General features: G+C 65.7%; 19 protein-coding genes. 17 read left to right on the top strand and 2 right to left on the bottom strand.

Going from position 1 to position 24,507, the window contains the following annotated elements:
• The first annotated feature begins 2 nt into the window (after positions 1–2).
• From GO606_RS19145 to GO606_RS19095, 11 genes are all read left to right on the top strand, one after another.
• A complete protein-coding gene (locus GO606_RS19145; RefSeq protein ID WP_169116818.1) occupies positions 3–2,330 on the top strand; it encodes a hydantoinase B/oxoprolinase family protein in 2,328 nt (775 codons plus the stop codon).
• An 86-nt stretch (positions 2,331–2,416) separates the two neighbouring features.
• On the top strand, positions 2,417–2,923 hold the full coding sequence (locus GO606_RS19140; protein WP_169116819.1) for an acetone carboxylase subunit gamma: 507 nt from the start codon (positions 2,417–2,419) through the stop codon (positions 2,921–2,923).
• A 198-nt stretch (positions 2,924–3,121) separates the two neighbouring features.
• Positions 3,122–4,141, top strand: coding sequence for a WD40/YVTN/BNR-like repeat-containing protein (locus GO606_RS19135; RefSeq protein ID WP_169116820.1), 1,020 nt, complete (start codon positions 3,122–3,124; stop codon positions 4,139–4,141).
• 10 nt (positions 4,142–4,151) lie between these two features.
• Positions 4,152–6,527 carry an efflux RND transporter permease subunit gene (locus GO606_RS19130; protein WP_169116821.1) on the top strand — a complete coding sequence of 792 codons (2,376 nt, stop codon included), beginning with the start codon at positions 4,152–4,154 and terminating at the stop codon, positions 6,525–6,527.
• 180 nt (positions 6,528–6,707) lie between these two features.
• Positions 6,708–8,174, top strand: coding sequence for a DUF1302 family protein (locus GO606_RS19125; protein ID WP_246979749.1), 1,467 nt, complete (start codon positions 6,708–6,710; stop codon positions 8,172–8,174).
• 16 nt (positions 8,175–8,190) lie between these two features.
• Complete coding sequence (locus tag GO606_RS19120; RefSeq protein ID WP_246979747.1) at positions 8,191–9,519, top strand: DUF1329 domain-containing protein; 1,329 nt, start codon at positions 8,191–8,193, stop codon at positions 9,517–9,519.
• A gap of 147 nt (positions 9,520–9,666) precedes the next feature.
• Positions 9,667–11,661, top strand: a complete 1,995-nt coding sequence (locus GO606_RS19115; protein ID WP_169119670.1) for an AMP-binding protein — start codon at positions 9,667–9,669, stop codon at positions 11,659–11,661.
• Positions 11,662–11,680: 19 nt separating this feature from the next.
• A complete protein-coding gene (locus GO606_RS19110) occupies positions 11,681–12,379 on the top strand; it encodes a CoA transferase subunit A (protein ID WP_169119669.1) in 699 nt (232 codons plus the stop codon).
• Positions 12,380–12,381: 2 nt separating this feature from the next.
• Positions 12,382–13,029 (top strand): CoA transferase subunit B, encoded by a 648-nt coding sequence (locus tag GO606_RS19105; protein ID WP_169119668.1) that lies wholly within the window; start codon positions 12,382–12,384, stop codon positions 13,027–13,029.
• A 413-nt stretch (positions 13,030–13,442) separates the two neighbouring features.
• Positions 13,443–15,485, top strand: a complete 2,043-nt coding sequence (locus GO606_RS19100; RefSeq protein ID WP_211166749.1) for a sigma-54-dependent Fis family transcriptional regulator — start codon at positions 13,443–13,445, stop codon at positions 15,483–15,485.
• Between the two features lie 217 nt (positions 15,486–15,702).
• Positions 15,703–17,148 carry a mannose-1-phosphate guanylyltransferase/mannose-6-phosphate isomerase gene (locus tag GO606_RS19095; protein WP_169119667.1) on the top strand — a complete coding sequence of 482 codons (1,446 nt, stop codon included), beginning with the start codon at positions 15,703–15,705 and terminating at the stop codon, positions 17,146–17,148.
• 55 nt (positions 17,149–17,203) lie between these two features.
• Here GO606_RS19095 and GO606_RS19090 read toward each other — a convergent pair whose 3' ends face one another.
• Positions 17,204–18,001 (bottom strand): outer membrane protein assembly factor BamD, encoded by a 798-nt coding sequence (locus tag GO606_RS19090; RefSeq protein ID WP_169119666.1) that lies wholly within the window; start codon positions 17,999–18,001, stop codon positions 17,204–17,206.
• A 13-nt stretch (positions 18,002–18,014) separates the two neighbouring features.
• Between GO606_RS19090 and rluD the strand changes: the two genes are divergently transcribed.
• Both rluD and pgeF read left to right on the top strand, forming a co-directional pair.
• Positions 18,015–18,977 (top strand): 23S rRNA pseudouridine(1911/1915/1917) synthase RluD, encoded by a 963-nt coding sequence (rluD, locus tag GO606_RS19085; RefSeq protein ID WP_246979745.1) that lies wholly within the window; start codon positions 18,015–18,017, stop codon positions 18,975–18,977.
• The gene (gene pgeF, locus GO606_RS19080; protein WP_169119664.1) at positions 18,974–19,714 is read left to right on the top strand and encodes a peptidoglycan editing factor PgeF; all 741 of its coding nucleotides are present in this window, start codon (positions 18,974–18,976) and stop codon (positions 19,712–19,714) included. The genes rluD and pgeF overlap by 4 nt, the downstream gene beginning before the upstream one ends.
• 19 nt (positions 19,715–19,733) lie before the next feature.
• Here pgeF and GO606_RS19075 read toward each other — a convergent pair whose 3' ends face one another.
• Positions 19,734–19,958, bottom strand: a complete 225-nt coding sequence (locus tag GO606_RS19075) for a hypothetical protein (protein ID WP_169119663.1) — start codon at positions 19,956–19,958, stop codon at positions 19,734–19,736.
• 128 nt (positions 19,959–20,086) lie between these two features.
• Between GO606_RS19075 and GO606_RS19070 the strand changes: the two genes are divergently transcribed.
• The 4 genes from GO606_RS19070 to phaR all read left to right on the top strand — a co-directional run bounded on the left by GO606_RS19070 (position 20,087) and on the right by phaR (position 24,469).
• A complete protein-coding gene (locus GO606_RS19070; protein WP_169119662.1) occupies positions 20,087–21,829 on the top strand; it encodes a PHA/PHB synthase family protein in 1,743 nt (580 codons plus the stop codon).
• Between the two features lie 105 nt (positions 21,830–21,934).
• Positions 21,935–22,675, top strand: coding sequence for an acetoacetyl-CoA reductase (phbB, locus tag GO606_RS19065; RefSeq protein ID WP_169119661.1), 741 nt, complete (start codon positions 21,935–21,937; stop codon positions 22,673–22,675).
• Positions 22,676–22,974: 299 nt separating this feature from the next.
• Positions 22,975–23,715, top strand: coding sequence for a beta-ketoacyl-ACP reductase (phbB, locus tag GO606_RS19060; RefSeq protein WP_169119660.1), 741 nt, complete (start codon positions 22,975–22,977; stop codon positions 23,713–23,715).
• Between the two features lie 121 nt (positions 23,716–23,836).
• Positions 23,837–24,469 (top strand): polyhydroxyalkanoate synthesis repressor PhaR, encoded by a 633-nt coding sequence (phaR, locus tag GO606_RS19055; protein WP_169119659.1) that lies wholly within the window; start codon positions 23,837–23,839, stop codon positions 24,467–24,469.
• Positions 24,470–24,507 lie beyond the last annotated feature (38 nt).

Below are 24,507 nucleotides of genomic sequence, written 5' to 3'. Positions count from 1 at the left end.
CCATGAACATGATGACCAACAAGGAAGTGGGTTTCGCCAACCTGCTCGGCAACGGCCAGACGCTGAAAGCTTTTCGCGACGACATCCTCGCGCGCACCAAGGAAAGTGGCGGCCATTACAACGGCCTGACGAAGCTCGAGCTGCGCGAGTCTGATCCGATCCGCTACGAGAAGATGTTCTCGAAGCTGCGTGGCGGCCTCGTGCATGCGCGGGAAACGGCGAAGAAGATCGCCGCGAGCCCGATCGTCGAGCAGGAAGGCGAACTGTGTTTCACGCTGTACAACGCCGCGGGCGACTGCGTGCTGACTTCGACCGGCATCATCATCCACGTCGGCACGATGGGCGCGGCGATCAAGTACATGATCGAGAATAACTGGGAAGGCAACCCCGGCATCAATCCCGGTGACATGTTCACGAACAACGATTGCTCGATCGGCAACGTGCACCCGTGCGACATCGCGACGATCGTGCCGATCTTCGCGCACGGCAAGCTCGTCGGCTGGGTCGGCGGCGTGACGCACGTGATCGACACCGGCGCGGTGACGCCGGGCTCGATGTCCACCGGCCAGACGCAGCGCTTCGGCGACGGCTACATGATCACCTGCCGCAAGACCGGCGTGAATGACCAGCCGCTGCGCGACTGGCTGCACGAGTCGCAGCGCTCGGTACGCACGCCGAAGTACTGGATTCTCGACGAGAAGACCCGCATCGCCGGCTGCCACATGGTGCGCGACCTGATCGAGGAAGTGATCAACGAGGAAGGGCTCGAGGCGTACGAGAAGTTTTCGTATGAGGTCATCGAGGAAGGCCGCCGCGGGCTGCAGACGCGCATCAAGGCGATGACGCTGCCGGGCAAGTACCGCAAGGTCGCGTTCGTCGATGTGCCGTACGCGCATGAAGATGTGCAGACGTCGAATGCGTTCGCGAAGCTCGACTCGATCATGCACTCGCCGGTCGAGATGGAGATCCGCGCCGACGGCACGTGGCGGCTCGACTTCGAGGGTGCGAGCCGCTGGGGCTGGCATTCCTACAACGCGCACCAGGTCGCCTTCACCAGCGGCATCTGGGTGATGATGACCCAGACCCTGGTGCCGACGCAGCGCATCAACGACGGCGCGTATTTCGGCACCGAGTTCCATCTGCCGAAAGGCACGTGGATGAACCCGGACGACCGGCGCACCGGCCACGCCTACGCCTGGCACTTCCTCGTCTCGGGCTGGAGCGCGATGTGGCGCGGGCTCTCGCAGGCCTACTTCAGCCGCGGCTACCTCGAAGAAGTCAACGCCGGCAACGCCAACACCTCGAACTGGCTGCAGGGCGGCGGCATCAACCAGGACGGCGAGATCCATGCGGTCAACAGCTTCGAAGCCTCGAGCTGCGGCACCGGCGCCGGCGCGATCAAGGACGGCCTGAACCACGCCGCCGCGATCTGGAACCCGGAAGGCGACATGGGCGACATCGAGATCTGGGAGATGGCCGAGCCGCTGCTGTACATGGGCCGCAACGTCAAGGCGAACTCCGGCGGCTACGGCAAGTATCGCGGCGGCAACGGTTTCGAGACGCTGCGCATGGTCTGGAAAGCTGAAGACTGGACGATGTTCTTCATGGGCAACGGCTACATGAACTCGGACTGGGGCCTGATGGGAGGCTACCCGTCGGCGACCGGCTACCGCTTCGAAGCGCACAACACCGGCCTGAAGGAGCGCATCGCGCTCGGCGACAGCCTGCCGCTGGGCGGCGACGCGAACCCGGCCTCGCCCGACTACGAGCAGCACATCAACGCCTCGTCGCGCATCAAGCGCGACCAGCAGTGCATGACGACGGAGGACTGCTACGAGAACTACGACCTGTACCTGAACTACCTGCGCGGTGGTCCGGGCTACGGCGACCCGCTCGACCGCGAGCCGGAAGCGATCGCGCGCGACCTCAACAACGCGTGGCTGCTGCCGGAGTACGCGCGGAAAGTGTACGGCGCGGTGATCGGGCAGGACGCCAAGGGCGTGTGGTCGGTCGATGCGGCCAAGACCGCGATCCGTCGGGTCGAGGTCCGCAAGGAACGCCTCGAGCGCGCAGTGCCGACGCGCGACTGGATGAAGGAGGAGCGCGAACGCATCCTGACCAAGCACGCGAGCCAGGCGGTGCAGCACATGTTCGCGACGAGCTTCGACCTGTCGGAGAAGTTCCTCAACGAGTTCAGGACCTTCTGGAACCTGCCCGAAGACTGGATCGTGCGCGAAAACGAGCTCGGCGTGCCGTCCTACGGTTCGAAGTTCCGCATGGACCTGTCGAAGATGCCGGACGTCAAGACCGTGGTGCTGGTGGAAGAGTGACCGCGGCTGCGCCCCATAGCTGAGTCAATGTGAATCGGTGCCGCCGGCGAGGTTCGGCGGCATTCAGGAAAACGAGGAGACGGAACATGACGACCTACACGAAGGAACAGGTTGCGAGCCTGGTCGATGGCAAGCTCGACTGGGACACGACGATGCGGATGCTGTCGATGCCGAAGGACAACGAGCGCTTCGCGCTGTACCTGGAGGCGCTGCAGAAGAAGGTGCAGTGGAAGGACAAGATCGTCCTGCCGCTCGGGCCGCACCTCTACATTGCGCAGTCGGCCAAGACCAAACAGTGGGTGACGAAGTGCGAATGCGGCCATGAGCTCGGCGACTACCGCGAGAACTGGAAGCTCAACGCCGTGGTGTATGTGCGCGACACCGAGGAGGCGATGAACGAGGTGTATCCGAAGCTGATGGCGCCCGACACCAACTGGCAGGTGTACCGCGAGTACTACTGCCCGAGCTGCGGCGTGATGCACGACATCGAGGCGCCGACGCCGTGGTACCCGGTGATCCACGACTTCGAGCCGGACATCGAAGCCTTCTACAAGGACTGGATCGGCCTGCCGGTTCCCGAACGCGCAGCCTGATCCGCCCCGGCCGGGCGGGGCGCCCGGCGCCTGCGGGCCGGCGCTTCCCGCGACGGGAGCGCCGGCCGGGGCCCGCGCTCCGCTTCGCGCCGTTTCTCCCTCTTCAAGCAACGAGCCATGCGAGGCGAATGCCCTGCAGGGTTCCGGCATGCCAAAAAAACGAAACTTGCGCCGTTCCGGGGCGTGAAGGAGACAGTGATGCTGCGTCGGTTGAGAAAATATGGAGGCGGCGCCCGCGGCGTCGTGACGTTGATGAGTTCGTCCGCGCCCGTGGTGATTGTCGGCGGGCTCCTTTACGCCGGCCTGTTCGTCAAGGCCGAGGCGGTCGTGCAGAAAGTCGAGCCGCCGCCGATCGAGCGGCGCGACACGTTCTACGCCGTCGCCGCCCCCGACAGCCGCGTGGTGTGGGCGGCCGGTACGGGCGGCAAGATCGTCCGCAGCGAGGATGCCGGTCAGTCGTGGGTGCGCCAGGCCTCGAATACCGAGGCCAATCTGCAGGGTATCGCAGCCTGGGACAGCGATAACGCGATGGCCGTCGGCAATGACGGCGTCGTGATCGTGACAGCGGACGCCGGGCACAGCTGGACGCGCGCCGAAATTCCTCCGAGCACCAATCCGAACAAGCTGTTCCGCGTGCGCATCGCGGGCGAGGCGGCATGGGCCGTCGGCGAATTCGGCGCCGTGCTGCGCTCGACCGACCGCGGCGCGAACTGGTCGCGCGTGCTGCCGGAAGAGGACCGTGCGTGGAACGACATCACCTTCGTCGGCGACGCGGGCTGGCTCGTGGGCGAATTCGGCGCGCTGATGCGCACGGCCGACGGCGGCGCGACCTGGGAGTCGGTGGCAACGCCGAACGAGGTGAGCCTGATGAGCGTCGCGTTCCGCGACGCCGAGCACGGCGTCGCCGTCGGACTCGCCGGAACGCTGCTCGTCACCGAAGACGGCGGAGCGTCGTGGCAGCAGGTGCCGGCCTTCACTCGCGAACACCTCTACGCGGTGATGTGGGACGAGGACCACTGGCTCGCCGTCGGCGACAAGGGCGAGATGGCCACGGCGCAAGCCGATGCGCAGCAATGGCAGCTCGGGCGCGTGGCCGAAGGCGACGTGTCCTGGCGCACCGGCGTCGCCCGTGCGGGAACTCGCTATTTCCTTGCCGGCAGCAATCTCGCGGTGCTCGACAACGGCACGCTGAGCGTCGCCGGCCACAAGCGGATGTGAGGGGACGAGGATGAAAAACACGACATTCGGCAAGGTCGATCAGGCCTTCGCCTTCCTGATCCGCTTTCGCGCGCTCGTGGTCGCGGCGGTCGCGCTGGTGACGCTGGCGATGGGCTACCAGGCGAGCCAGATCGAGGTGAAGACGATCTTCAGCGACCTGTTGCCGCGCGACCATCCGTACGTCGCGGTGAACCAGCGCTTCAAGCAGACCTTCGGCGGTTCGAACATGGTCAGCATCATGATCGAGGCCAGGGACGGCGACATCTTCAACCCGGCGGTGCTGGGCAAGGTGCAGAAGCTCACCGTCGATCTGCAGCAGGTCGAAGGCGTCGATACCTACCAGATCATTTCGCTCGCGTCGAAGAAGATCAAGGAGGTGCGCGCCTCGACCGAGGGCGTCGAATCGCGGCCGCTGATGTGGCCCGAGCTGCCGCGCAGCGCGGCCGAGTTCGCGGCGCTGAAAGCCTCGGTGCTCAACAACCCGCTGGTCTACGGCCCCTATGTGTCGGCAGACCTGAAGGCAACGCTGGTCACCGTCGATTTCAACGACGGCAACATGGACTACACGCGAGCTTTCAACGAGCTGATGGCGCTGGTGGAGGAGGCGAGCGGCGACGGCGTCGAGGTCCGCATCGTCGGCGAACCGGTGCTCTACGGCTGGGTGAACCACTACCTGCACGAGACGCTGATGATCTTCTTCGCCGCGGTGGCCGCGCTGGTCGTGCTGCTGTGCCTGATCACGCGCACCTGGCACGGCACGATCCTGCCGCTGCTGGCCGGCATGGTGAGTGCGATCTGGGCGCTGGGGGCGGCGCGACTGATGGGGTTCCACCTCGATCCGCTGGTCGTCGTCGTCGCCTTCCTGATCACCGCGCAGGCGATCTCGAACTCGGTGCAGCTCATCGCCCGCTTCGATGACGAGATCGGCCACGGCATCGCCTCCGCCGCAGCCGCGGCGCGGGCCAGCGCGCGCAACCTGTTCAAGCCGAGCATGCTTGCGATCGTCGCCGACGCCGGTTGCGTGCTGGTGGTCGCGCTCACGCCGATCCCGCTGCTGCAGAAGATCTCGTTCATCGGCACGGTGTGGGTACTGACGATTCTCGTCAGCGCGCTGATCCTCACCCCGGTGATGCTGTCGTGGTTCGGCGCCCGCCAGCGCTTTATCCACCCCATCGACATCAACCCGGTGCTGATGCGCATCCTCGGCCTGTGCTCGGCGATCGTCACGACGCGCTGGCGCTATGCGGTGCTCGGCGCGGCCGGCGTGGCCTTCGTGGTCTCGGGCCTGTACGCGTTCAACCTGAAGGTCGGCGACGCCAATCCGGGTTCGCCGATCCTGTGGCCGGACTCGCGATACAACCGCGACGCGGCGGAGATCAACCGCCAGTTCCAAGGCTCGGACCGGATGTTCGTCGTCGTCGCCGGAAACCAGCCCGGTGCGCTGCGCGAACCCGAAGTGCTCTCCAGCATGACGCGCTTCCAGAAATACATGGAGGCCCAGCCGGAGGTCGGCGGCAGCATCTCGCTCGCCGACATCCTGCCGCAGGTCAAGCGCGTGCTGCGCGAAGGCAATCCGATGTACCAGGAACTCGGGCAGACGAGCGACGAGAACGGCGAGCTGATGTACATGTTCGTCTCCGGCTCCGACCCCGGCGACATGGACCGCTACGCCGACGCCGACGCCAAGAACGGCGCGGTGACGCTGTTCTTCCGCGACCACCAGGGCGAGACGATCCGCACCGCGATCGCCCGCGTGCGCGACTACGTCGAGCAGCATCCGATCAAGGATGCGCAGTATCTGCTCGCCGGCGGCCTCGTCGGCGTGCTCGCCGCGGTCAATGAAGTGATCCTCGCCGGCCAGATCGAGGCCATCGCGCTCGCGCTGCTGGTGCTGGTGGTGTGCTGCACGGTCACCTACCGGTCCACGGTCGCCGGCGTGTTCTTCATGATCCCGGTGCTGCTGTCGAACACGATCACCTTCAGCTACATGGCGTGGGCGGGCATCGGCATGAACATCAACACGCTGCCGGTGGTGGCGCTCGGGATCGGCCTCGGTGTCGATTACACGTTCTACATCGTCGATGGCATCCGCGAAAACCTGCACCGCTCGCGCAACGTCGAGCATGCCATCGTCAATGCGCTGATGGGCCCCGGCAAGGGCGTGCTGATCACCGCGATGACGCTGATCACCAGCGTCGTGCTGTGGCACTTCTCGTCGCTGCGGCTGCAGGCCGACATGGGTGTGCTGATCGCGCTGTGGCTGTTCATCTCGGCCTTCAGTGCGCTGTTCATCATGCCCGCCATGGTCTATGTGTTCCGGCCCGAATTCATCGTCGGCAGCAAGCGCCGCCCGATCGTGCAGGCCGACCTGACGATGGCCGGCTGACCGCGGCGCCTCGCATGCCAACGAAAACTTCAACGCAGTCAAAAACACAAGGAAGGAGCGAGGAGATGACGAGCAAGGGAGCAACGAAGATGAAGGCGGTCTCGGTCGCGATCGCAGCCGCGATCGCCGGGGCCGCGTGGGGCTCGGCGCAGGGGCCGAGGGCGAGGAGGGCGGGAGTTCGTGGGGCGAGGATTTCAGCTTCCAGCCTGTCCGGCTATGCGCGCGGCTGGCTGGGGGTGGAACCTGCAGAACCAGCCTGAGCTGGAGGCGATCGACAAGGACAGCAAGGGCAAGCTGTCGATGGTGCGGGGCTCGCTGCTGCTCGACGCCGACGCGAAGACCGGGCCGGTCAAGTGGAAGGCGATCGGCCGCGCGGACCGTGAGCACAAGACCAGCTACCTCAACGACCTGGAGCGGCTGCGCGAGACCAACGGCACTGCCGTCGGAGGGCACAGCAGCAGCATTCTCGACAACTACAACAACACCGAGCTGCGCGAGTTCTGGGCGGAAATGGCGCTCGGCGAGCGCACCACGGTGAAGATCGGCAAGCAGCAACTGGTGTGGGGCGAGTCAGACTTCTTCCACGCGATGGACCTCGTGCATGGCTACGATCTGTCGTGGCACCTGTTCTTCGAGCCCGAGAACGAGGAGTGGCGCAAGCCGCTGACGCTGATCTCGACGAAGATCCGCGTTCCGGAAGCCGACGGCATGCTCGCCGCGTACGTCCGCCCGGGCTGGGACCGCTGCGAAGATATCGGCAACACCTACGATATCAAGGGCGGCCGCTGGTTCTTCCAGCCCTACCGCGGCTTCGATCTGAGCGCGGTGACCGACAAGGACTGCGACCATCCGGACGGCGACCGCGACGACCTCACCGGGGGCGTGCGCTGGTCGGGCGAAGCCTACGGCCTGAGCTATTCGCTGGCCTGGCTCACGACCTTCTCGGCCGATCCGGTCGCGAACTCGTCGTTCAAGCCCTACAAGAAGGCGCCGAGCGGCTCGGTGTTCGATCTGATCCATCCGCGCGTCGACGTCTTCGGGGCGACGGTAAGCGGCTACAGCGGGACGCTCGACGCGGTGCTCAGCGCCGAGATGGCCTACACCGAGGACCAGCCTTTCAACGTCGGCACCGGCGCCTTCCTCGCGCCGCGCGTGCCCGGCAATGTCGGCGTCGGTCTGGGCGGGGTGAAGAAGAAGAACACCCTGACGACGATGCTGCGCATCGACAAGGATCTCGACCTGCAGGGCCTGTTCGGCACGTCGCGGCCGTCGTTCTCGTCGATCCAGCTGTTCAACACGCAGGTGCTTGGCTTCGACCGCTCCGACGACCTCGTGCGGCTGTTCGCGTACGGCACGCCGCTGACCGAGCACAACACGATCCTGACGGCATTCACGACGCTCAATTACCGCAACGACACGATCAACCCCGGCTTCGCGATCGGATTCGATCTCACCCACGGCGGCGGCTTCGCCATCCCGAGCCTGTCGCTGACGCTGTCCGACCAGTGGCTCGCGCGGATCGAGGCCGACATTTTCTGGAGCGGCAACAAATCCAACAAGGTGCAGTTCAGCGACCAGTCGTCGCAGTTGTTCGGTTATTTCGACAACGCCAGCCAGCTCGTTTTTCGCTTGACCCGGCAGTTCTGACAAGGAGGAGACCACGATGCAAAACGCTACCCAATCCGTTGCCCGCCCACCCGCCGCTCCCCGCGCGGCCGTGGCGGCCGCCCTCGGCCTGATGCTGCTGCTGCCGACGCACGGCGTGTCCGCGAAGGAGCTCGAGGCCGGGCTCGTCATCGGCAAGGACAACTACGAAGCCGTCAAGAACGACACCTTCGAGAACAAGACCATCGCCAGCATGGTCCCGGAAAAGCTCGAATGGATGATCAAGAACTACGACCTGACGATCAAGCTGGCCCACTCGAAGAAGATCGAGATGGACCCGAAATACGTCGAGGCGACGAAGAGCGGGTCGAAGGACGTCAAGTTCAACGCGGCGGACCGCACGATCAGCGGGTGGAAGGCCGGGATGCCGTTCCCGCCCGAGACGATCAAGCTCGACGACCCCCACGCCGGCGACAAGGTCATCTGGAACCTGCGCGCTGCGACCTACGGGGCGACCATGGACCTGCGCGACATCGCGTGGGTGTTCCTCGATGCAAAGAAAGGGTACGAGCGCGTCCAGGCGTTCCAGTCGCGCCGCTACTACATGGAAGGCCGGCTCGACGGCGGGCCGGCGTCGGTCGGCGACGGCGACATTTCGCAGAAGACCTACTTCGTCGCCCACTACCCGCAGGATATCCGCGGTCTGGGCACGTTCTCGGTGCGCTACAACCAGGCCGACTCGAAGAAGCCGGACGACTCCTACGCCTACCTGAAGTCGGTGCGGCGCACGCGGCGGCTGTCGGGCGGCGCGTGGATGGACCCGATCGGCGGTACCGACCAGCTCTACGACGACTGGGACATCTGGGACGCTTGGCCGACGAAATACGTCGAGAACAAGCTGATCGAAAAGCGCTGGGTGCTGGCGATCGCGCACAGCCCGGACATGAGCGTCGATACGTCGCAGGCATGGACCGAGCCGCAGAAGCGCTTCCCGCGCATCAACATGAGCGAGCCGCCGTACTGGAACCCGGCCAAGGACGTCGAATGGGAGCCGCGCGAAGTGTATGTGGTCGAGGGTACGCCGCCGCCGGAGCACCCGTACAGCAAGAAGGTCGCGTACATCGAGGTCGACTTCCCGCGGCCCTACCTCGGCTATGCGCTCGACCGCAAGGGGGAATTCTGGAAGATGTTCATCTTCCAGAACCGGCCCGACGTCGGTGACGACGGCTACAAGGCGGTGATGCCCGTCATCGGCCACATCATCGATGTCAAGCGCGGCCATGCCACCAACTGGTCGTCGAACATGAAATCCAACCCGAAAGGCGTGAAGGACACCGACGTGTCGCTGAACGTCCTCGAGGAAGTCGCGACCGGCGCGGGCCGCTAACGGCCCGCACCGCATCCTGCCGGCACCCTGTCCTCCCCCTCGTCCGCCCCTGGCCCGTTTCGGGGGCGGACATTTTTTCCCGCAGCGCGGGCAGGGCGGAACCGGCGCGGAGCGCGGCATCGACGACAAGGGGAGGAGGACTCCGATATGAACAGCTATATGCCCCAAGGCTATGAATGGCGCACGACGCGCCTGGCGCAGTTCATCGCGCGCCAGGGCTACCGCGACCTCGACGACCTGCGCGAGCGGGCGGCCCGCGAACCCGAACCGTTCTGGGATCAGGTGCTCGACGCGATCGGGCTCGACTGGGCGACGCCGTACCGCCAGACCCTCGACCTCACCGACGGCGTGATGTGGCCGAAGTGGTTCGTCGGCGGCCGGCTCGACCTCGTCGATAACCTCGTCGGCAAGCACGCCCGCGCGACGCCGGAGAAGATCGCGATCCGCTGGGAAGGCGACGGCGGCGAACTGCGCACGCTGAGCTATGCCGCGCTCGCCGACGAGGTCGACCGCGTCGCCGCCGGATTGCGCGCGCTCGGCGTGAGCGAGGGCGAGCGCATCGCGCTGTACCTGCCGATGGTTGCCGAAGCCGCCGTGACGATGCTCGCGGCGACGCGGATCGGCGCCGTCTTCATCCCGTTCTTTTCCGGCTACGGCGCCGATTCGGTCGCTCAGCGCGTCGCCGACTGCGAGGCGCGCGTGCTGGTGTGCGCGAACGGCTACTTCCGCCGCGGCAAGCGCGTGCCGATGCTCGCGGACGCCCGTGCCGCAGCGCGGGCCTGCCCGTCGCTGCGTCATCTCGTCGTCGTCGACCGCCTCGGCCTCGGACCGCTGGCGGCGCACGACGGCGTTGCACAGTCGTTCGCCGGAGTGGATTTCCGCGCGTTGCAGGCCGCATCGCCTGACCGCAGTCCTGCGTCTGCGGCTTGGCCGGCGGACCAGACGCTGATGCTGATCTACACGTCGGGCACCACCGGCAAGCCGAAAGGCGTCGTCCACACCCACGCCGGCTTCCCGGTGAAGGCGGCGCAGGACCTGCTGATGGCTTTCGACCTGCGCGCTGACGACACGCTGATGTGGGTCACCGACATGGGTTGGCTGATGGGGCCGTGGATGGTCTATGGCGGGCTGATGCTGGGGGCGACGCTGGTGCTCTACGAGGGCACGCCCGATTACCCCGACGCCGGGCGGCTGTGGCAGGTGGTCGAGCGCCACGGGGTCACGCATTTCGGCCTGTCGCCGACGCTGGTGCGCCTGCTGATGGCGAACGACGCGAGCCTGCCCGCGCCGGGCTCGCTCGATACGCTGCGGGTGTTCGGCTCGACCGGCGAGGCGTGGAACGAGGCGCCGTGGCGATGGCTGTTCGAGCAGGTCGGGCAGTCGCGACGCCCGATCATCAACTATTCGGGCGGCACCGAGATCGGCGGCGGCATCCTCGCGTGCTTTCCCGGATTGCCGCAGAAGCCGTGCGCGTTCGACGGGCCGATTCCGGGCATGGCGGTCGAGGTGCTCGACAGCGACGGACGCCCGGTGCGCGGCAGCGTCGGCGAGCTCGCGATCCGTCAGCCGTGGCCGGGCATGACCCACGGCTTCTGGCGCGATGCGGAGCGTTACCGCGAGGCCTACTGGTCGGTGTGGCCGGACGTGTGGGTGCATGGCGACTGGGCGCGCGTGGACGCGGACGGCTACTGGTTCGTCCAGGGGCGCAGCGACGATACGATCAAGATCGCCGGCAAGCGGGTCGGCCCGGCGGATTTCGAATCGGCGCTGGTGTCGCACCCGCTGGTCGTCGAGGCGGTGGCAGTCGGCGTCCCCGACGAGCTCAAGGGCGAGACGGCGGTGTGCTTCGTCACCGTCGCCGACAACGAGGCGCTCGCGGCGCGGCCGTGGCAGGCGTGGGAGGCGGAACTCGTCGACCACGTCGGTCGCCAGCTCGGCAAGCCGCTGCGCCCGGCGCACGTCCACCGCGTCGATGCTATCCCGAAGACGCGCAACGGCAAGACGGTGCGTCGGGTGATGCGCAACGCCTACCTCGGCACCGCCCTCGGCGACCTGTCGTCGATCGAAAATCCGGCCGCGATCGATGCGGTGAGCGCGCTCCGGCCATCCGCACAAGCCGTGCCGGATGCGATCGGAACATGATTTTTACCAGGAGAACCTTATGAGCAAAGTGTATTCGGACGCCGGTTCCGCGCTGGCCGACGTCGTACGGGACGGCCAGACCGTCGCGGTCGGAGGCTTCGGCCTGTGCGGCATCCCCGAGCAGCTGATCCACGGCCTGCGCGACGCAAAGGTCAAGGACCTGACCGTGATCAGCAACAACGCAGGCGTCGACGGCATCGGCCTCGGCCTGCTGCTCGAGACGCGGCAGATTCGCAAGATGGTCGCGTCCTACGTCGGCGAGAACGCCGAATTCGAGCGCCAGCTGCTCGCCGGCGAACTCGAAGTCGAGCTCACGCCGCAGGGCACGCTCGCCGAGAAGCTGCGCGCGGGGGGAGCCGGCATTCCCGCGTTCTACACCCGAACCGGCGTCGGCACCCTCGTCGCGGAAGGCAAGGAGGAGCGCGACATCGATGGTAAGCGCTACCTGCTCGAGCGTTCGCTCACGGCCGACGTCGCGCTCGTCAAGGCGTGGAAGGCCGACCGGGCGGGCAACCTCGTCTATCGCAAGACCGCGCGCAACTTCAATCCGGTGGTCGCCACTGCCGGGCGCATCACCGTTGCGGAAGTCGAGGAACTGGTCGACACCGGCACGCTCGATCCCGACCACATCCACACCCCCGGCGTTTTCGTCCAGCGCATCGTCGTCAATCCGCGCCCGACGAAACACATCGAACAACGCACGACAAGGCAGGAATGAACATGGCCTGGACACGCAACGAGATGGCCCGCCGCGCGGCGCAGGAGCTGCGCGACGGTTACTACGTGAACCTCGGCATCGGCATGCCGACGCTGGTCGCGAACCATATCCCCCCCGGCGTGGACGTGTGGCTGCAGTCGGAAAACGGCCTGCTCGGCATCGGGCCGTTTCCGACCGATGCCGAGGTTGACGCCGATCTCATCAACGCCGGAAAGCAGACCGTCACGACGCTCGCCGGCAGCAGCATCTTCAGCAGCGCCGACTCCTTCGCGATGATCCGCGGCGGCCACATCGATCTGGCGATCCTCGGCGCGATGCAGGTCAGCGAGCACGGTGATCTTGCCAACTGGATGATCCCGGGCAAGCTGGTGAAAGGGATGGGCGGGGCGATGGACCTGGTGGCCGGGGTGCGCCGCGTGGTGGTGATGATGGAGCACTGCAGCAAGGGCGGCGAGCCGAAGATCCTGCGCCGCTGCGAGCTGCCGCTGACGGGGGCAGGGGTCGTGAACCGCATCATCACCGACCTGTGCGTGCTCGACGTCACGCCGCGCGGGCTGCGGTTGCGGGAAACCGCGCCGGGAGTCAGCATCGAGGACGTCATTGCGCGAACCGGCGCGCCGGTCGACGTCGAGGAGATGGTGACCGGTTGAGCGGACGAGTTCGCCGCAGCGCTCCGCGGGGGTGGCATCGGGCGCTCATCGCCGGCCGAAGTCGAAGGTCCCCGGGCAGCTGCCCGGACCGGCGTCCGTTCGATTTCCGGACGCCGTCCGACGTCGACCGTCCGGATTCCGGACGGTCGACGGTTTTGCCGCCCGGACCCTCCGCGACGGAGGGTCCTCGCCATCAGAGTGTGAAGAGATGTTTCCTTTGATGTGTCTCATGGCATCCATTTTGCTATTCTGCTAAGGCTGCGACGGATGCTGATGTCGCAGCTTTCGATCAGCCGCAGAGCTGACCATCCAAAACACATTCGATGCGCCTTCGCGGGCAGAATCCACAAGACTTCACCCCCTGGCCGTGCTTGCCTCGGCCTGCCGCGAAGCGCGCCCGAGGAGGAGACTTGATGACACGGATGCCGGAAGGGCAGATATTTTCCGACCCTCGCAACGACACTGCAGTGATGGCGGCCTGGGAACGCTTTCTCGACGGCGGCCGACCCGCCGACTCGCTGCGCACGCTCATCGACGGATCGTGGCAGCGCTGCCAGCAGCAGAATGTCGACCCGGACAAGTGCAGTGCGCCGCCGCCGGTCGAGGAGTCGGCGCTCTTCTCGCTCAAGCAGCACAACAGCGAACTGCTCGAAGCCAGCGCGCCGATCATGGCCTGTGCACGCGACTTCCTCGCGGAAACCGGCACGATGATGGTGCTCGCGGACACGAGTTGCACGATCCTGTCGATGGAGGGCGACGATCCGACGCTCGGGGTCGCCGAAAGCATCCACCTGATCCCCGGCGTGTCCTGGACCGAGCGAGTCTGCGGCACCAACGCGATCGGTACCGCGCTTGCCGTCGGGGAGCCGGTGCAGATCCATTCGGCCGAGCATTACTGTGCCGGCATCAAGCGCTGGACCTGTTCGGCAACGGTGATCCGCCATCCGCACGATGGCGAGATCATCGGCGTCGTGGATGTGTCCGGGTTATCGGAAAGCTACAGCCGGCAAAGCCTCGCGCTGGTCGTGACGACCGCCAGCCGCATCGAGAGCAAGATCGCGATGTGCGAGATGGAGCGGCGCTACGTGCTGCTCGATGCGTCGCTGCCGCGCTGGTCGGGCGCCGTGGCCGGGCTGGTGCTGTTCGATCGCCGCGGGTATCCGGTGAAGATGAACGAGATCGCACAGGCGGCGATGTCCGCTTTGGGCGCCGAAGTCGATCTCGCCAAACCACGCCGTATGCCGGGGCTGGCGATCGACGAGCACGGACAGTTGCGGCAGGATTCCTGTCTGCCCGCGTGGCTGCAGCCGGAATGGCTCGAGCCGGTGCTCGACAGTCGCGGCCAGCGGCTCGGGACGCTGCTCGTCGTACCGCTGCCGCGCCTCGGGCGCGCCGTGTCGGGCGAGGGCGCACGGGACTTGTCACGCGAGCCTGCGCGCCGGGAGGCAAACATCCCTGCCGGCTTCGCGACGATCGTCACGCGCGACCCGGGGCTGCGCGAGGCGGTGCGCAAGGCCGACCAGCTGGCACGCTCGAAAGTGCCGGTGCTGCTGCTCGGCGAGACCGGCGTCGGCAAGGAGGAGTTCGCGCAGGGGCTGCACAAGGCCAGCCCCTTCCGCGACGGCCCTTACGTCGCGCTGAACTGCGGCGGGCTGACGCGCGAACTGCTCGCGAGCGAACTGTTCGGTTATGTCGAGGGCGCGTTCACCGGTGCGCGCCGTGGTGGTCTGGTCGGCAAGATCGAGGCTGCGAACGGCGGCACGCTGTTCCTCGACGAGATCGGCGAGATGCCGCTTGACCTGCAGCCGCACCTGTTGCGCGTGCTCGAACAGAGCGAAATCTACCGGCTCGGCGAGAACGTGCCGCGCAAGGTCAATTTCCGCCTCGTCGCGGCGACTCACCGCGACCTGCGCAAGGAGGTCGCCGACGGGCGCTTCCGCATGGACTTCTACTATCGCGTCGCAGTGACGTCGGTCCGTATTCCGCCGCTGCGCGAGCGCTGCGGCGACGTGCGTGCGCTGGCGGAGCATTTCGTCGAGCGCTTCTGCAAGCAGCACGACCTCGGACCGCGGCGGCTCGACGACGAACTGCTCGTGCATCTCGAAAACTATGCCTGGCCGGGCAACGTGCGGGAGCTGCGCAACGTCATCGAGAGCATGCTGCTGATGAGCGACCAGGAATGCGTCGGCCTCGACGCACTGCCGCCGGAGCTGATGTCCGGCCCGGACGCCGACACGACGGGTTTCCCGCGCCCGGCGGGACGCGTGGCCCCTGCTGTTGCGTCCGTGAGCAGCATCGCGCAAGGCGAAGCGGAGCTGATCCGTCGTGCGATCGCCACGACGCACGGCAACCTCACGCGCGCCGCGCGCGAGCTCGATATCGCGAAGAGCACGCTGTACCAGAAGGTCAAGCTCTACGGACTCGAAAGCGAGATCGGCCGCATGCGGGGAAGTTGAGGGCGTTCCCCCTGCCGCCCGCCGGGGCCGGAGCTGTAGGGGGAAGTCGGGCAGCGCAGTGAACGGGCAGGTTTCAGTGCCCGCGATCACACTCTCTTGCAGTCGGTCGAAATGGCAAACGGGTTTTTATCGTATCCTCGCGCGTGCCGGGCGGCGCCTGCGCCCGACTCCGGCGTGCGCGAACGCCGGTCCCTACCGAATCTCGACGGATCCAGCAATGAAACTTCACCCCGTTATCCTGTCCGGCGGCTCCGGCACGCGTCTGTGGCCGTTATCCCGCGAGCAATATCCGAAACAGCTGCTGGCGCTGATCGGCGACGAAACGATGCTGCAGCAGACCGCGCTTCGCCTCGCCGGTTTTTCCGGGCGCCTGCAGGTTTCCGAGCAGCCGCTCGTCGTGTGCAACGAGGAATACCGCTTCATCACGGCCGAGCAGATGCGCGCGGCCGGCTGCCCGACGAACCACATCCTGCTCGAACCGGTCGGACGCAACACCGCGCCGGCACTGACGCTTGCCGCGCTGACGGTGCGGCGCGACAGCGACGACGGGGTGCTGCTCGTGATGCCGGCCGATCACGTCATCCGCGACCGCGAGGCTTTCCACCGGGCGGTCGACCTTGGTATCGAAGCCGCGCTGGCCGGCGCGATGGTGACGTTCGGCATCGTGCCGGAGCGCGCCGAAACGGGTTACGGCTACATCCGCGTCGGCGACGAGGCGAGCCCCGGCATTCACGCGGTCGCGTCCTTCGTCGAGAAACCCGACGCCGAGACTGCGGCCGAGTATGTCGCGAGCGGCGCGTACCTGTGGAACAGCGGCCTGTTCATGGTCAAGGCCGGCGTGTGGCTGAAGGCGCTCGGGCATTTCAATCCGGAAATGCTGGCAGCGTGCGAATCGGCGCTCGAGTCGGCCGGCCGTGACGCCGACTTCGTCAGGGTCGGTCGCGAGGCGTTCCAGGCCTGCCCGTCGGATTCGATCGACTACGCGGTGATGGAGAAGCTCGCCGCGACGCCGGAACTCGGCATCGCGGCCCAGGTCGTGCCGATGTCCGTCGGCTGGTCGGATGTCGGCGCCTGGGACGCGCTGTGGACGCTTGCCGACAAGGACGACGACGGCAATTCCGGTCGCGGCGACGTGATGTTCGAGGGCACGACGGGGAGCCTCGTCCATGCGACGAGCCGGATGGTCGTCTGCCTCGGGGTCGAGGGACTGGTGATCGTCGAAACGCCCGACGCGGTGATGGTCGCGCGCAAGGACCAGACGCAGGATGTCAAGAAGATCGTCGCGCGGCTCAAGTCCGACAGCCGCCCGCAGGCGCTGGCGCACCGCAAGATACACCGGCCGTGGGGCTGCTACGATTCGATCGACACCGGCGGCCGTTTCCAGGTCAAGCACATCGAGGTCAAGCCGGGCGCCTCGCTGAGCCTGCAGATGCACCATCACCGGGCCGAACACTGGATCGTCGTGCGCGGCACCGCGAGAGTCACGCGCGGCGACGAGACTTTCCTGCTGTCCGAGAACCAGTCGACCTACATCCCGCTGGGCGTCACGCATCGCCTCGAAAACCCGGGGAAGATGCTGCTGGAGATGATCGAGGTGCAGTCGGGAAGTTACCTCGGCGAAGACGACATCGTGCGCTTCGAGGATACGTACGGCCGGAGCTGACGAGGGGATGTTCCTTTGCGGCAGGGTGGAAACTTGTTCCGCCCTGCCGCGGCGCTTACCAGAGCTGCCACCAGGGCCGGTTGTCCTTCGGCCCGCCGGCGAAATAGACGCTGTTCGGGAAATTCTTGCGCATCACGCGGTCGGCGTCGTCGCGCAGCTCGGTCATGCCGAGCGTGTCGTAGCTTTTCACCAGAACGAACAGCGCCTCTTCGGCGGCCGGGGCCTGCGGGTAAGTCTCGATCGCCGTCTTGGCGCGGTTGATCGCCGCGACGTAGGCGCCACGGCGATAGTAGTAGCGCGCGACGTGCACTTCATGCGCGGCGAGGGCATTGACGAGGTATTGCATCCGCTGGCCCGCGTCTTCGGCGTAGCGGCTTTCGGGGAAACGCTTGACGAGCTGGCCGAACGTGTCGAACGACTCCTGCGCGCCCTTCGGGTCGCGCTCGGAAAGATCCTGGTTGGAGAATCCGGCGAGCAGCCCGAGGTCTTCGTTGAACGTCGCGAGGCCTTTCAGATAGTAGGCGTAATCGGCATTCGGGTGATTCGGATGAAGCTTGATGAAGCGGTCTGCGGCGGCGATCGCCAGCGCCGGCTCGCCTGACTTGTACTGGGCGTATGCAACCTCGATCTGGGCCTGCTGCGCATAGCGACCGTACGGATAGCGCGCTTCGAGCTTTTCGAAGAGCTTGATCGCCTGCTCGTATGCCCCTTCGTTCATGAAGGTCTTGGCTTCGGAGTAGAGACGCTGCGCGTTCCAGCCTGCCGTCTCGTCGATCTGTTCGGGCATCGAACCGCAACCACCAAGCAGCAGGGCGGCGATAACCGCTAAACTTCGAAGGGTGACCCTGGCCATCAAAAAGACTCGCGTGAATGAACCGGACGATTATAGCCCACAGGATGCGGCGCCTTTGCATCACCGATTGACGATTCCGGCCGACTGTGCCGGGCTGCGGCTCGACCAGGCGCTGGCGCGGCTGTTTCCGTCCCACTCGCGCAGCCGCCTGCAGGGATGGCTGAAGTCCGGCCGGGTGAGCCTCGACGGCGACCAGCCCGATGCCAAGTTCAAGGTCTGGGGCGGGGAGTCGCTCGAGGTCGATGCAGCCCCGTCACCCGAAGCCGTTGCAGAAGCGCCCGAAGACATTCCGCTCGCGGTGGTGCACGAAGACGAGGAAATCCTGGTCATCGACAAACCGGTCGGGCTGGTGGTCCATCCCGGCAGCGGAAACTGGAGCGGCACGCTCCTGAACGCGCTGCTGCATCACGCCCCGCAACTGGCGGCCGTGCCGCGGGCCGGGATCGTCCACCGGCTCGACAAGGACACCAGCGGCCTGCTGGTCGTCGCGAAGACGCTGGAAAGCCAGACCGGCCTCGTGCGCCAGTTGCAGGCGCGCACCGTCAGGCGCCACTACCTCGCGCTGGTGCACCGCGCCGTCGCCGGACCGGGAATCGTCGATGCGCCGATCGGCCGCCATCCGACCCAGCGTACGCGCATGGCGGTCGTGCAGTCGGGGCGAGCCGCGGTGACCCGCTATCGCCCTCGGGAGCGCTTTGCACGCGCGACGCTCGTCGAGTGCCAGCTCGAAACCGGCCGCACGCATCAGATCCGCGTCCACATGGCGCATATCGGTCATCCGCTGGTCGGCGACGCGACCTATGGATTGCGCCGCAGCGGCAGCTCGGTGCTGGACGCGTTCGCGCGGCAGGCGTTGCATGCTTTCCGGCTCGGCCTGCTGCATCCGGCGAGTGGCGCCGAGATGACCTGGGAATCCCCGCTCCCTGAGGATTTCGAAGCGCTGCTGGCGAGCCTGCGCGAGGAATCCGCGTCGTGACGCAGGACTGGATCGAGCCGGACTGGCCGGCCCCGCCGCGCGTGCGCGGGCTTGTGACGACGCGCAACGGCGGGGTCAGTACGGGGCCGTACGCGAGCATGAATCTCGGCCTGCACGTCGGCGATTCGGTCGCCGACGTGCAACATAATCGGGCCCTGCTTCGGCGGTGCCTGCCCGGCGAGCCGGCGTGGCTCGAGCAGGTACATGGCGTGGCGGTCGCCGACGCCGACGCCGACCGCAGCGGCGCCCCGGCCTGCGCCGATGCGTCGGTCGCCAGGCGGCCCGGCGCGGTATGCGCCGTGATGACGGCCGACTGTCTCCCGGTGCTCTTCTGCAATGACGAAGGCAGCGTTGTCGCGGCGGCCCATGCGGGCTGGCGCGGTCTTGCCGCAGGGGTGCTGGATGCGACGCTGGCACGCATGGGCGTACCCGCTGCGACCGTGATGGCATGGCTGGGTCCGGCAATCGGGCCAGCTGCTTTCGAGGTTGGCGACGAGGTTCGCGAGGCATTCGTCGCGGCCGATCGAGCCGCCGCGATCGCCTTTCGGCCCGCCGCCGGGGCCGGCAAGTGGATGGCCGATCTGTTCCTGCTCGCGCGCCTGCGGCTGGCCCGGCTCGGCGTCGCGCGCGCGTACGGCGGCGGCCTCTGCACTCATGCCAGTCGGGAACGTTTTTTTTCCTACCGGAGGGAGGGTATCACGGGGCGCTTCGTGTCAATGGTATGGTTGGCGCCTTAGGCCGGCCGCATGATCGGTACTATTGATCGAGGGTGGAATCGGCTCTATCGTTGGCACCTGTCTCTTCGTCGCCGCCGCTCTTGCGTGCGCTCCGACGTCGTGCCGGGGTTCCGAACAGCCAGAGGAAAAGGGCTAGCGGTCCCACCCCCCAGAATATGAAAGTGAGCACGCCGCCAATCACCGTGGTGTCGGAAATTGCAGCGAGCAGAACCACGTATGACCACGCGATGGCGACAATGTACATGATTGCCGATTCTACCCGGCTTGTGCCCGCGGCCGTATGCCCGGCAAGCAGCGGGGAAGGACGGCACACCACCAGGGTCGACGGGATATGCCCGGAAGCGGCCCGAACCCATGCCTCAGGAGGGGCGGATGTCTGATTCGGAAGACAAGCAGGCGAACGCAGCAGTGCAGGGAATGCTGCAGTTCGGCCAGGCCATGATGCAGAACTTCTTTGACGCCGTGGGGCGTCAGCACGCCGCGATGCAGGACAGCTCCGGGGCAGCGGTCCAGCGTCTTCCCTTGCCGGAGGCCGAGGAGCTCGGGCGCATGCAACATCAGTTCGCGGAGCGGCATGCGGCGCTGTGGTCTGCGCTGCTGCAGCGCAAACCCGGCGAGCAGGCGGCGCCGATCGTGGAACCGCCCCCCGGCGACCGTCGGTTTTTGTCGCCGGAATGGGCGTCGAGTCCGGTGTTCGATTACGTCCGGCAGGCGTACCTGTTGAACTCCGAATTCCTCCAGCAGGTTTCCGACGCGGTGCCGATGGCCGATGGACGGGCCAAGTCAAGAGTGCAGTTTCTCACCCGGCAGTATATCGATGCGCTGGCGCCGTCGAACTTCGCCGCAACCAATCCAGAATTCATCAAGACGGCACTCGAGACCAAGGGCGAAAGCATCACGAAGGGGCTGAAGAACCTGATCGCGGATCTCGAAAAAGGCCGCATTTCGATGACCGACGAGGCGGCGTTCGAAGTCGGCCGCAATCTGGCCGTCACGCCGGGCGCGGTCATCCACGAGAACGAACTCGTTCAGCTGATCCAGTACGCACCGCTCACCGACAAGGTCGCGCAGGTCCCGCTGCTGATCGTTCCGCCGAGCATCAACAAGTATTACGTGCTGGATCTGCAGCCGGAAAACTCGCTCGTGCGCTTCGCCGTCGAGCAGGGTTTCACGGTGTTCCTCGTGTCGTGGAAGAACGTCGGGCCGGAGGGTGGGCATTTCACGTGGGACGATTACGTCGACAAGGGCGTGCTGACCTCGCTCGACGTTGTGCGCGCGGTGACCCGCGTCAAAAAGCCCAACGTGCTCGGCTTCTGCGTCGGCGGCACGATTTTGTCGGCAGCCCTGGCGGTCGCGCGCGGCCGCGGCGAGGAGCCGGTCGAGAGCGTGACGCTGATGACGACGCTGCTCGATTTCGCCGACGCCGGGGAACTCGCCTGTCTCGTCGACGAAGCGAGCGTCGCCGCGCGCGAAGCGGCGATCGGCAAGGGCGGGCTGCTCAAGGGGCAGGAACTTGCCAACGTCTTTTCTTCGCTGCGTGCCAACGACCTGATCTGGCAGTACGTCGTGGGCAACTATCTGAAGGGCAACACGCCGCCGCCCTTCGACCTGCTGTACTGGAATTCGGACAGTACGAACCTGCCGGGACCGTTCCTGACGTGGTACCTGCGCAACATGTACCTCGAAAACAACCTCCGGGTGCCGGGCAAGCTCAAAGTCCTCGGAGTCAAGGTCGATCTGGGCAAGCTCGATGTGCCGGCCTACCTGCTCGCGACTCGCGAGGACCACATCGTGCCGTGGAAAGGCGCATACCTGTCGCGCGGTCTGCTCGGAGGCGATACGACTTTCGTGTTGGGCGCGAGCGGGCATATCGCCGGAGCCATCAATCCCGCCTCGAAGAATCGCCGCAGCTTCTGGGTCAATCCTTCCGCCGTCGCCGACCCCGACGAATGGCTGGAAGGTGCCGCTGAACGCAAGGGCAGCTGGTGGCTGCACTGGATCGAGTGGCTGAAGCTGCGCGGCGGCAAGCAGGTTGCGGCACGCGGGCGCCTCGGCAATGCGACCTACAAGCCGATCGAACCGGCGCCGGGCCGGTACGTGAAGGAAAAGGCCTGACACGATAGCCGACAAGAAGAATCAGCTCGCGGCAGCGGTTACGGGGGGCGCTGCCGGGCATTGTTACAGACCCTTCGAGAGACGAAACGGGAGAGGAGTTAGAACATGGCGAGAGTTGCACTGGTAACGGGAGGTATGGGTGGCCTGGGCGAAGCGGTCTGCATCAAGCTCGCGGCGCTGGGCTACAGGGTGGTGACCACGCATTCGCCGGGTAACGCCAAAGCCGGCGAGTGGCTGCAGACGATGAACAACATGGGTTACGGTTTTCGCGCCTTTCCCTGCGACGTGTCGGATTTCGATTCGGCCAGGACCTGCGTCGAAATTGTGACGAAGGAGGTCGGCCCGGTGGACGTGCTGGTAAATAACGCCGGTATCACCCGCGACATGACGTTCCGCAAGATGACCAAGGCGGACTGGGATGCGGTGATCTCGACCAACCTCGACAGCGTGTTCAACATGACCAAGCAGGTCATGGACGGAATGGTCGAGCGCAAGTGGGGCCGGGTCATCAACGTGTCGTCGGTGAATGGCCAGAAGGGTGCGTTCGGCCAGACCAACTACTCTGCGGCCAAGGCCGGGATGCACGGCTTCACGAAGGCGCTGGCACTGGAAGTGGCTCGTTCCGGCGTGACCGTCAACACGATCTCGCCCGGCTACATCGGCACCAAGATGGTGATGGCGATCCCGCAGGAGATTCTCGACACCAAGATCCTGCCGCAGATTCCGGTGGCGCGCCTGGGCAAGCCGGAAGAAATCGCGGGGCTGGTGGCCTACCTGTCGTCCGAGGAAGCGGCGTTCGTCACCGGTGCCAATATCTCGATCAACGGTGGTCAGCACATGTTCTGAGCGCCCCAGGAAACGGCTTTGCCGTTTCCGCCCCCCGAGGGGGACAAGATAACTTGGGGTGGCCCGGCGTTTTCTTGAGCAACATCCGCAAGACGCGATGACGGCGTGTTCCGGCAGCAGGAGCACGCCGTTTTTGCTTATTGCATTGCAGCATCGTGCAACAAATGTGCTTATAATCTCCCCGCTCGTGGTACCCGCGTCTCGGGTGCCGCCTGTCAGCCAACCGAAGAGCGGGGCAGCCGGCGAAGGCGCGACTGCCTGTGATTCCTCAACACCCAATTGCAGCAAGAGGATTGCAAATGAACCAGAAAGTCGCACTCGTCACCGGCGCCATGGGCGGCCTGGGTACCGCGATCTGCCAGGCGCTGGCAAAGGACGGAATGAAGGTTGTGGCCAATTGTCTGCCGGGTTTCCCGCAGAAGGATGAGTGGCTGGGACGGCAGAAGGAACTCGGTTTCGATTTCATCGCCGCCGAAGGCGACGTGTCCGATTACGAATCCTGTCGGCTGATGGTTGCGAAGATCGAGGCTGACGTCGGAGCGATCGACGTGCTGGTGAACAACGCCGGCATCACGCGCGACAAGTTCTTTCCGAAGATGGAAAAGGCGCAGTGGGATGCGGTCATCAACACCAATCTCAACAGCCTCTTCAACGTCACCCATCACATCTCGCCGAAGATGGCAGAACGGGGCTACGGCCGGATCATCAATATTTCTTCGGTGAACGGCATAAAGGGCCAGGCCGGCCAGGCCAACTACTCGACCGCCAAGGCGGGCGTGCTCGGCTTCACAAAAGCGCTGGCCGCGGAACTCGCGACGAAGGGCGTGACCGTCAATGCGATCGCGCCGGGCTATGTCGGCACCGAGATGGTGATGGCGATTCGCGAAGACATCCGCCAGGGCATCATCGACAGCGTCCCGATGAAGCGCCTGGGCAAGCCGGAAGAAATCGGCGCCCTGTGCTCCTACCTGTCTTCCGACCTGGCCGGCTATGTCACCGGCGCGACGATCAACATCAACGGCGGCCTCCACATGTGCTGATGCAGCATCCGCAGCCTGTCGACGATTGCGAACCCCCGCCGAATGGCGGGGTTTTTCTTTTGGCGGCGCGGTATAATTTTTTACAGAGCGGAATCGACCGCCGTCGAGGAGAAAAGCGAATATGGCCGAGCAAGCGCGCCTGATCAAGAAGTACCCGAATCGCCGTTTGTACGACACCCGGACCAGTTCGTACATCACCCTGGCGGACGTCAAGGAATTGGTGCTCAGCCGCGAAGAATTCCAGGTAGTCGACGCAAAAACCACTGAGGACCTGACGCGCAGCATCCTGCTCCAGATCATCCTCGAAGAAGAAGCCGGCGGCGCGCCGATGTTCACCAGCGATCTTCTTGCCCACATGATCCGCTTCTACGGCAACGCAACGCAGGGAATGATGGGGAAGTACCTTGAGAACAACATCAAGGCCTTTACCGAAATGCAGGGAAAGCTGCAGGAACAGGCGCAGGCCATCTATGGCGAGAACAGTCCGATCAGCCAGGACCTGTGGGCGCAGTTCCTGAATTTCCAGGGCCCTGCGCTGCAAAGCGTGATGGGCACCTACGTCGAGCAGAGCAAGAAGATGTTCTCCCAGATGCAGGAACAGATCGAGAGCCAGACCCGCAACATCTTCACCGGATTCCCGTTCCCCAATTACACCCCTGCGGGCAAGGACGAGACGGCTGGGAAAACGGCCATCGGTACCGATGCACCGGCAGAAAACACCACGGGCAAGGGCGGCCGCGCCACCCAGAAATAAGGAGAACCCCGCCCGCGGCCACGAAGGTGTGTCGCAGA

This window comes from Aromatoleum anaerobium (assembly GCF_012910705.2).
Lineage (GTDB): Bacteria > Pseudomonadota > Gammaproteobacteria > Burkholderiales > Rhodocyclaceae > Aromatoleum > Aromatoleum anaerobium.
This window is presented reverse-complemented; position numbering and strand designations above follow the sequence as displayed.

Excerpts from the sequence above, each read along its gene's own strand:
- GO606_RS19090 (WP_169119666.1), bottom strand. The coding sequence starts at position 18,001 with ATGGCCAGGGTCACCCTTCGAAGTTTAGCGGTTATCGCCGCCCTGCTG.
- GO606_RS19140 (WP_169116819.1), top strand. The coding sequence starts at position 2,417 with ATGACGACCTACACGAAGGAACAGGTTGCGAGCCTGGTCGATGGCAAG.
- phbB (WP_169119660.1), top strand. The coding sequence starts at position 22,975 with ATGAACCAGAAAGTCGCACTCGTCACCGGCGCCATGGGCGGCCTGGGT.
- GO606_RS19135 (WP_169116820.1), top strand. The coding sequence starts at position 3,122 with ATGCTGCGTCGGTTGAGAAAATATGGAGGCGGCGCCCGCGGCGTCGTG.
- phbB (WP_169119661.1), top strand. The coding sequence starts at position 21,935 with ATGGCGAGAGTTGCACTGGTAACGGGAGGTATGGGTGGCCTGGGCGAA.
- GO606_RS19075 (WP_169119663.1), bottom strand. The coding sequence starts at position 19,958 with ATGTACATTGTCGCCATCGCGTGGTCATACGTGGTTCTGCTCGCTGCA.
- GO606_RS19095 (WP_169119667.1), top strand. The coding sequence starts at position 15,703 with ATGAAACTTCACCCCGTTATCCTGTCCGGCGGCTCCGGCACGCGTCTG.
- GO606_RS19100 (WP_211166749.1), top strand. The coding sequence starts at position 13,443 with ATGACACGGATGCCGGAAGGGCAGATATTTTCCGACCCTCGCAACGAC.
- GO606_RS19105 (WP_169119668.1), top strand. The coding sequence starts at position 12,382 with ATGGCCTGGACACGCAACGAGATGGCCCGCCGCGCGGCGCAGGAGCTG.
- GO606_RS19145 (WP_169116818.1), top strand. The coding sequence starts at position 3 with ATGAACATGATGACCAACAAGGAAGTGGGTTTCGCCAACCTGCTCGGC.
- GO606_RS19130 (WP_169116821.1), top strand. The coding sequence starts at position 4,152 with ATGAAAAACACGACATTCGGCAAGGTCGATCAGGCCTTCGCCTTCCTG.
- phaR (WP_169119659.1), top strand. The coding sequence starts at position 23,837 with ATGGCCGAGCAAGCGCGCCTGATCAAGAAGTACCCGAATCGCCGTTTG.
- GO606_RS19115 (WP_169119670.1), top strand. The coding sequence starts at position 9,667 with ATGAACAGCTATATGCCCCAAGGCTATGAATGGCGCACGACGCGCCTG.
- GO606_RS19070 (WP_169119662.1), top strand. The coding sequence starts at position 20,087 with ATGTCTGATTCGGAAGACAAGCAGGCGAACGCAGCAGTGCAGGGAATG.
- GO606_RS19120 (WP_246979747.1), top strand. The coding sequence starts at position 8,191 with ATGCAAAACGCTACCCAATCCGTTGCCCGCCCACCCGCCGCTCCCCGC.
- GO606_RS19110 (WP_169119669.1), top strand. The coding sequence starts at position 11,681 with ATGAGCAAAGTGTATTCGGACGCCGGTTCCGCGCTGGCCGACGTCGTA.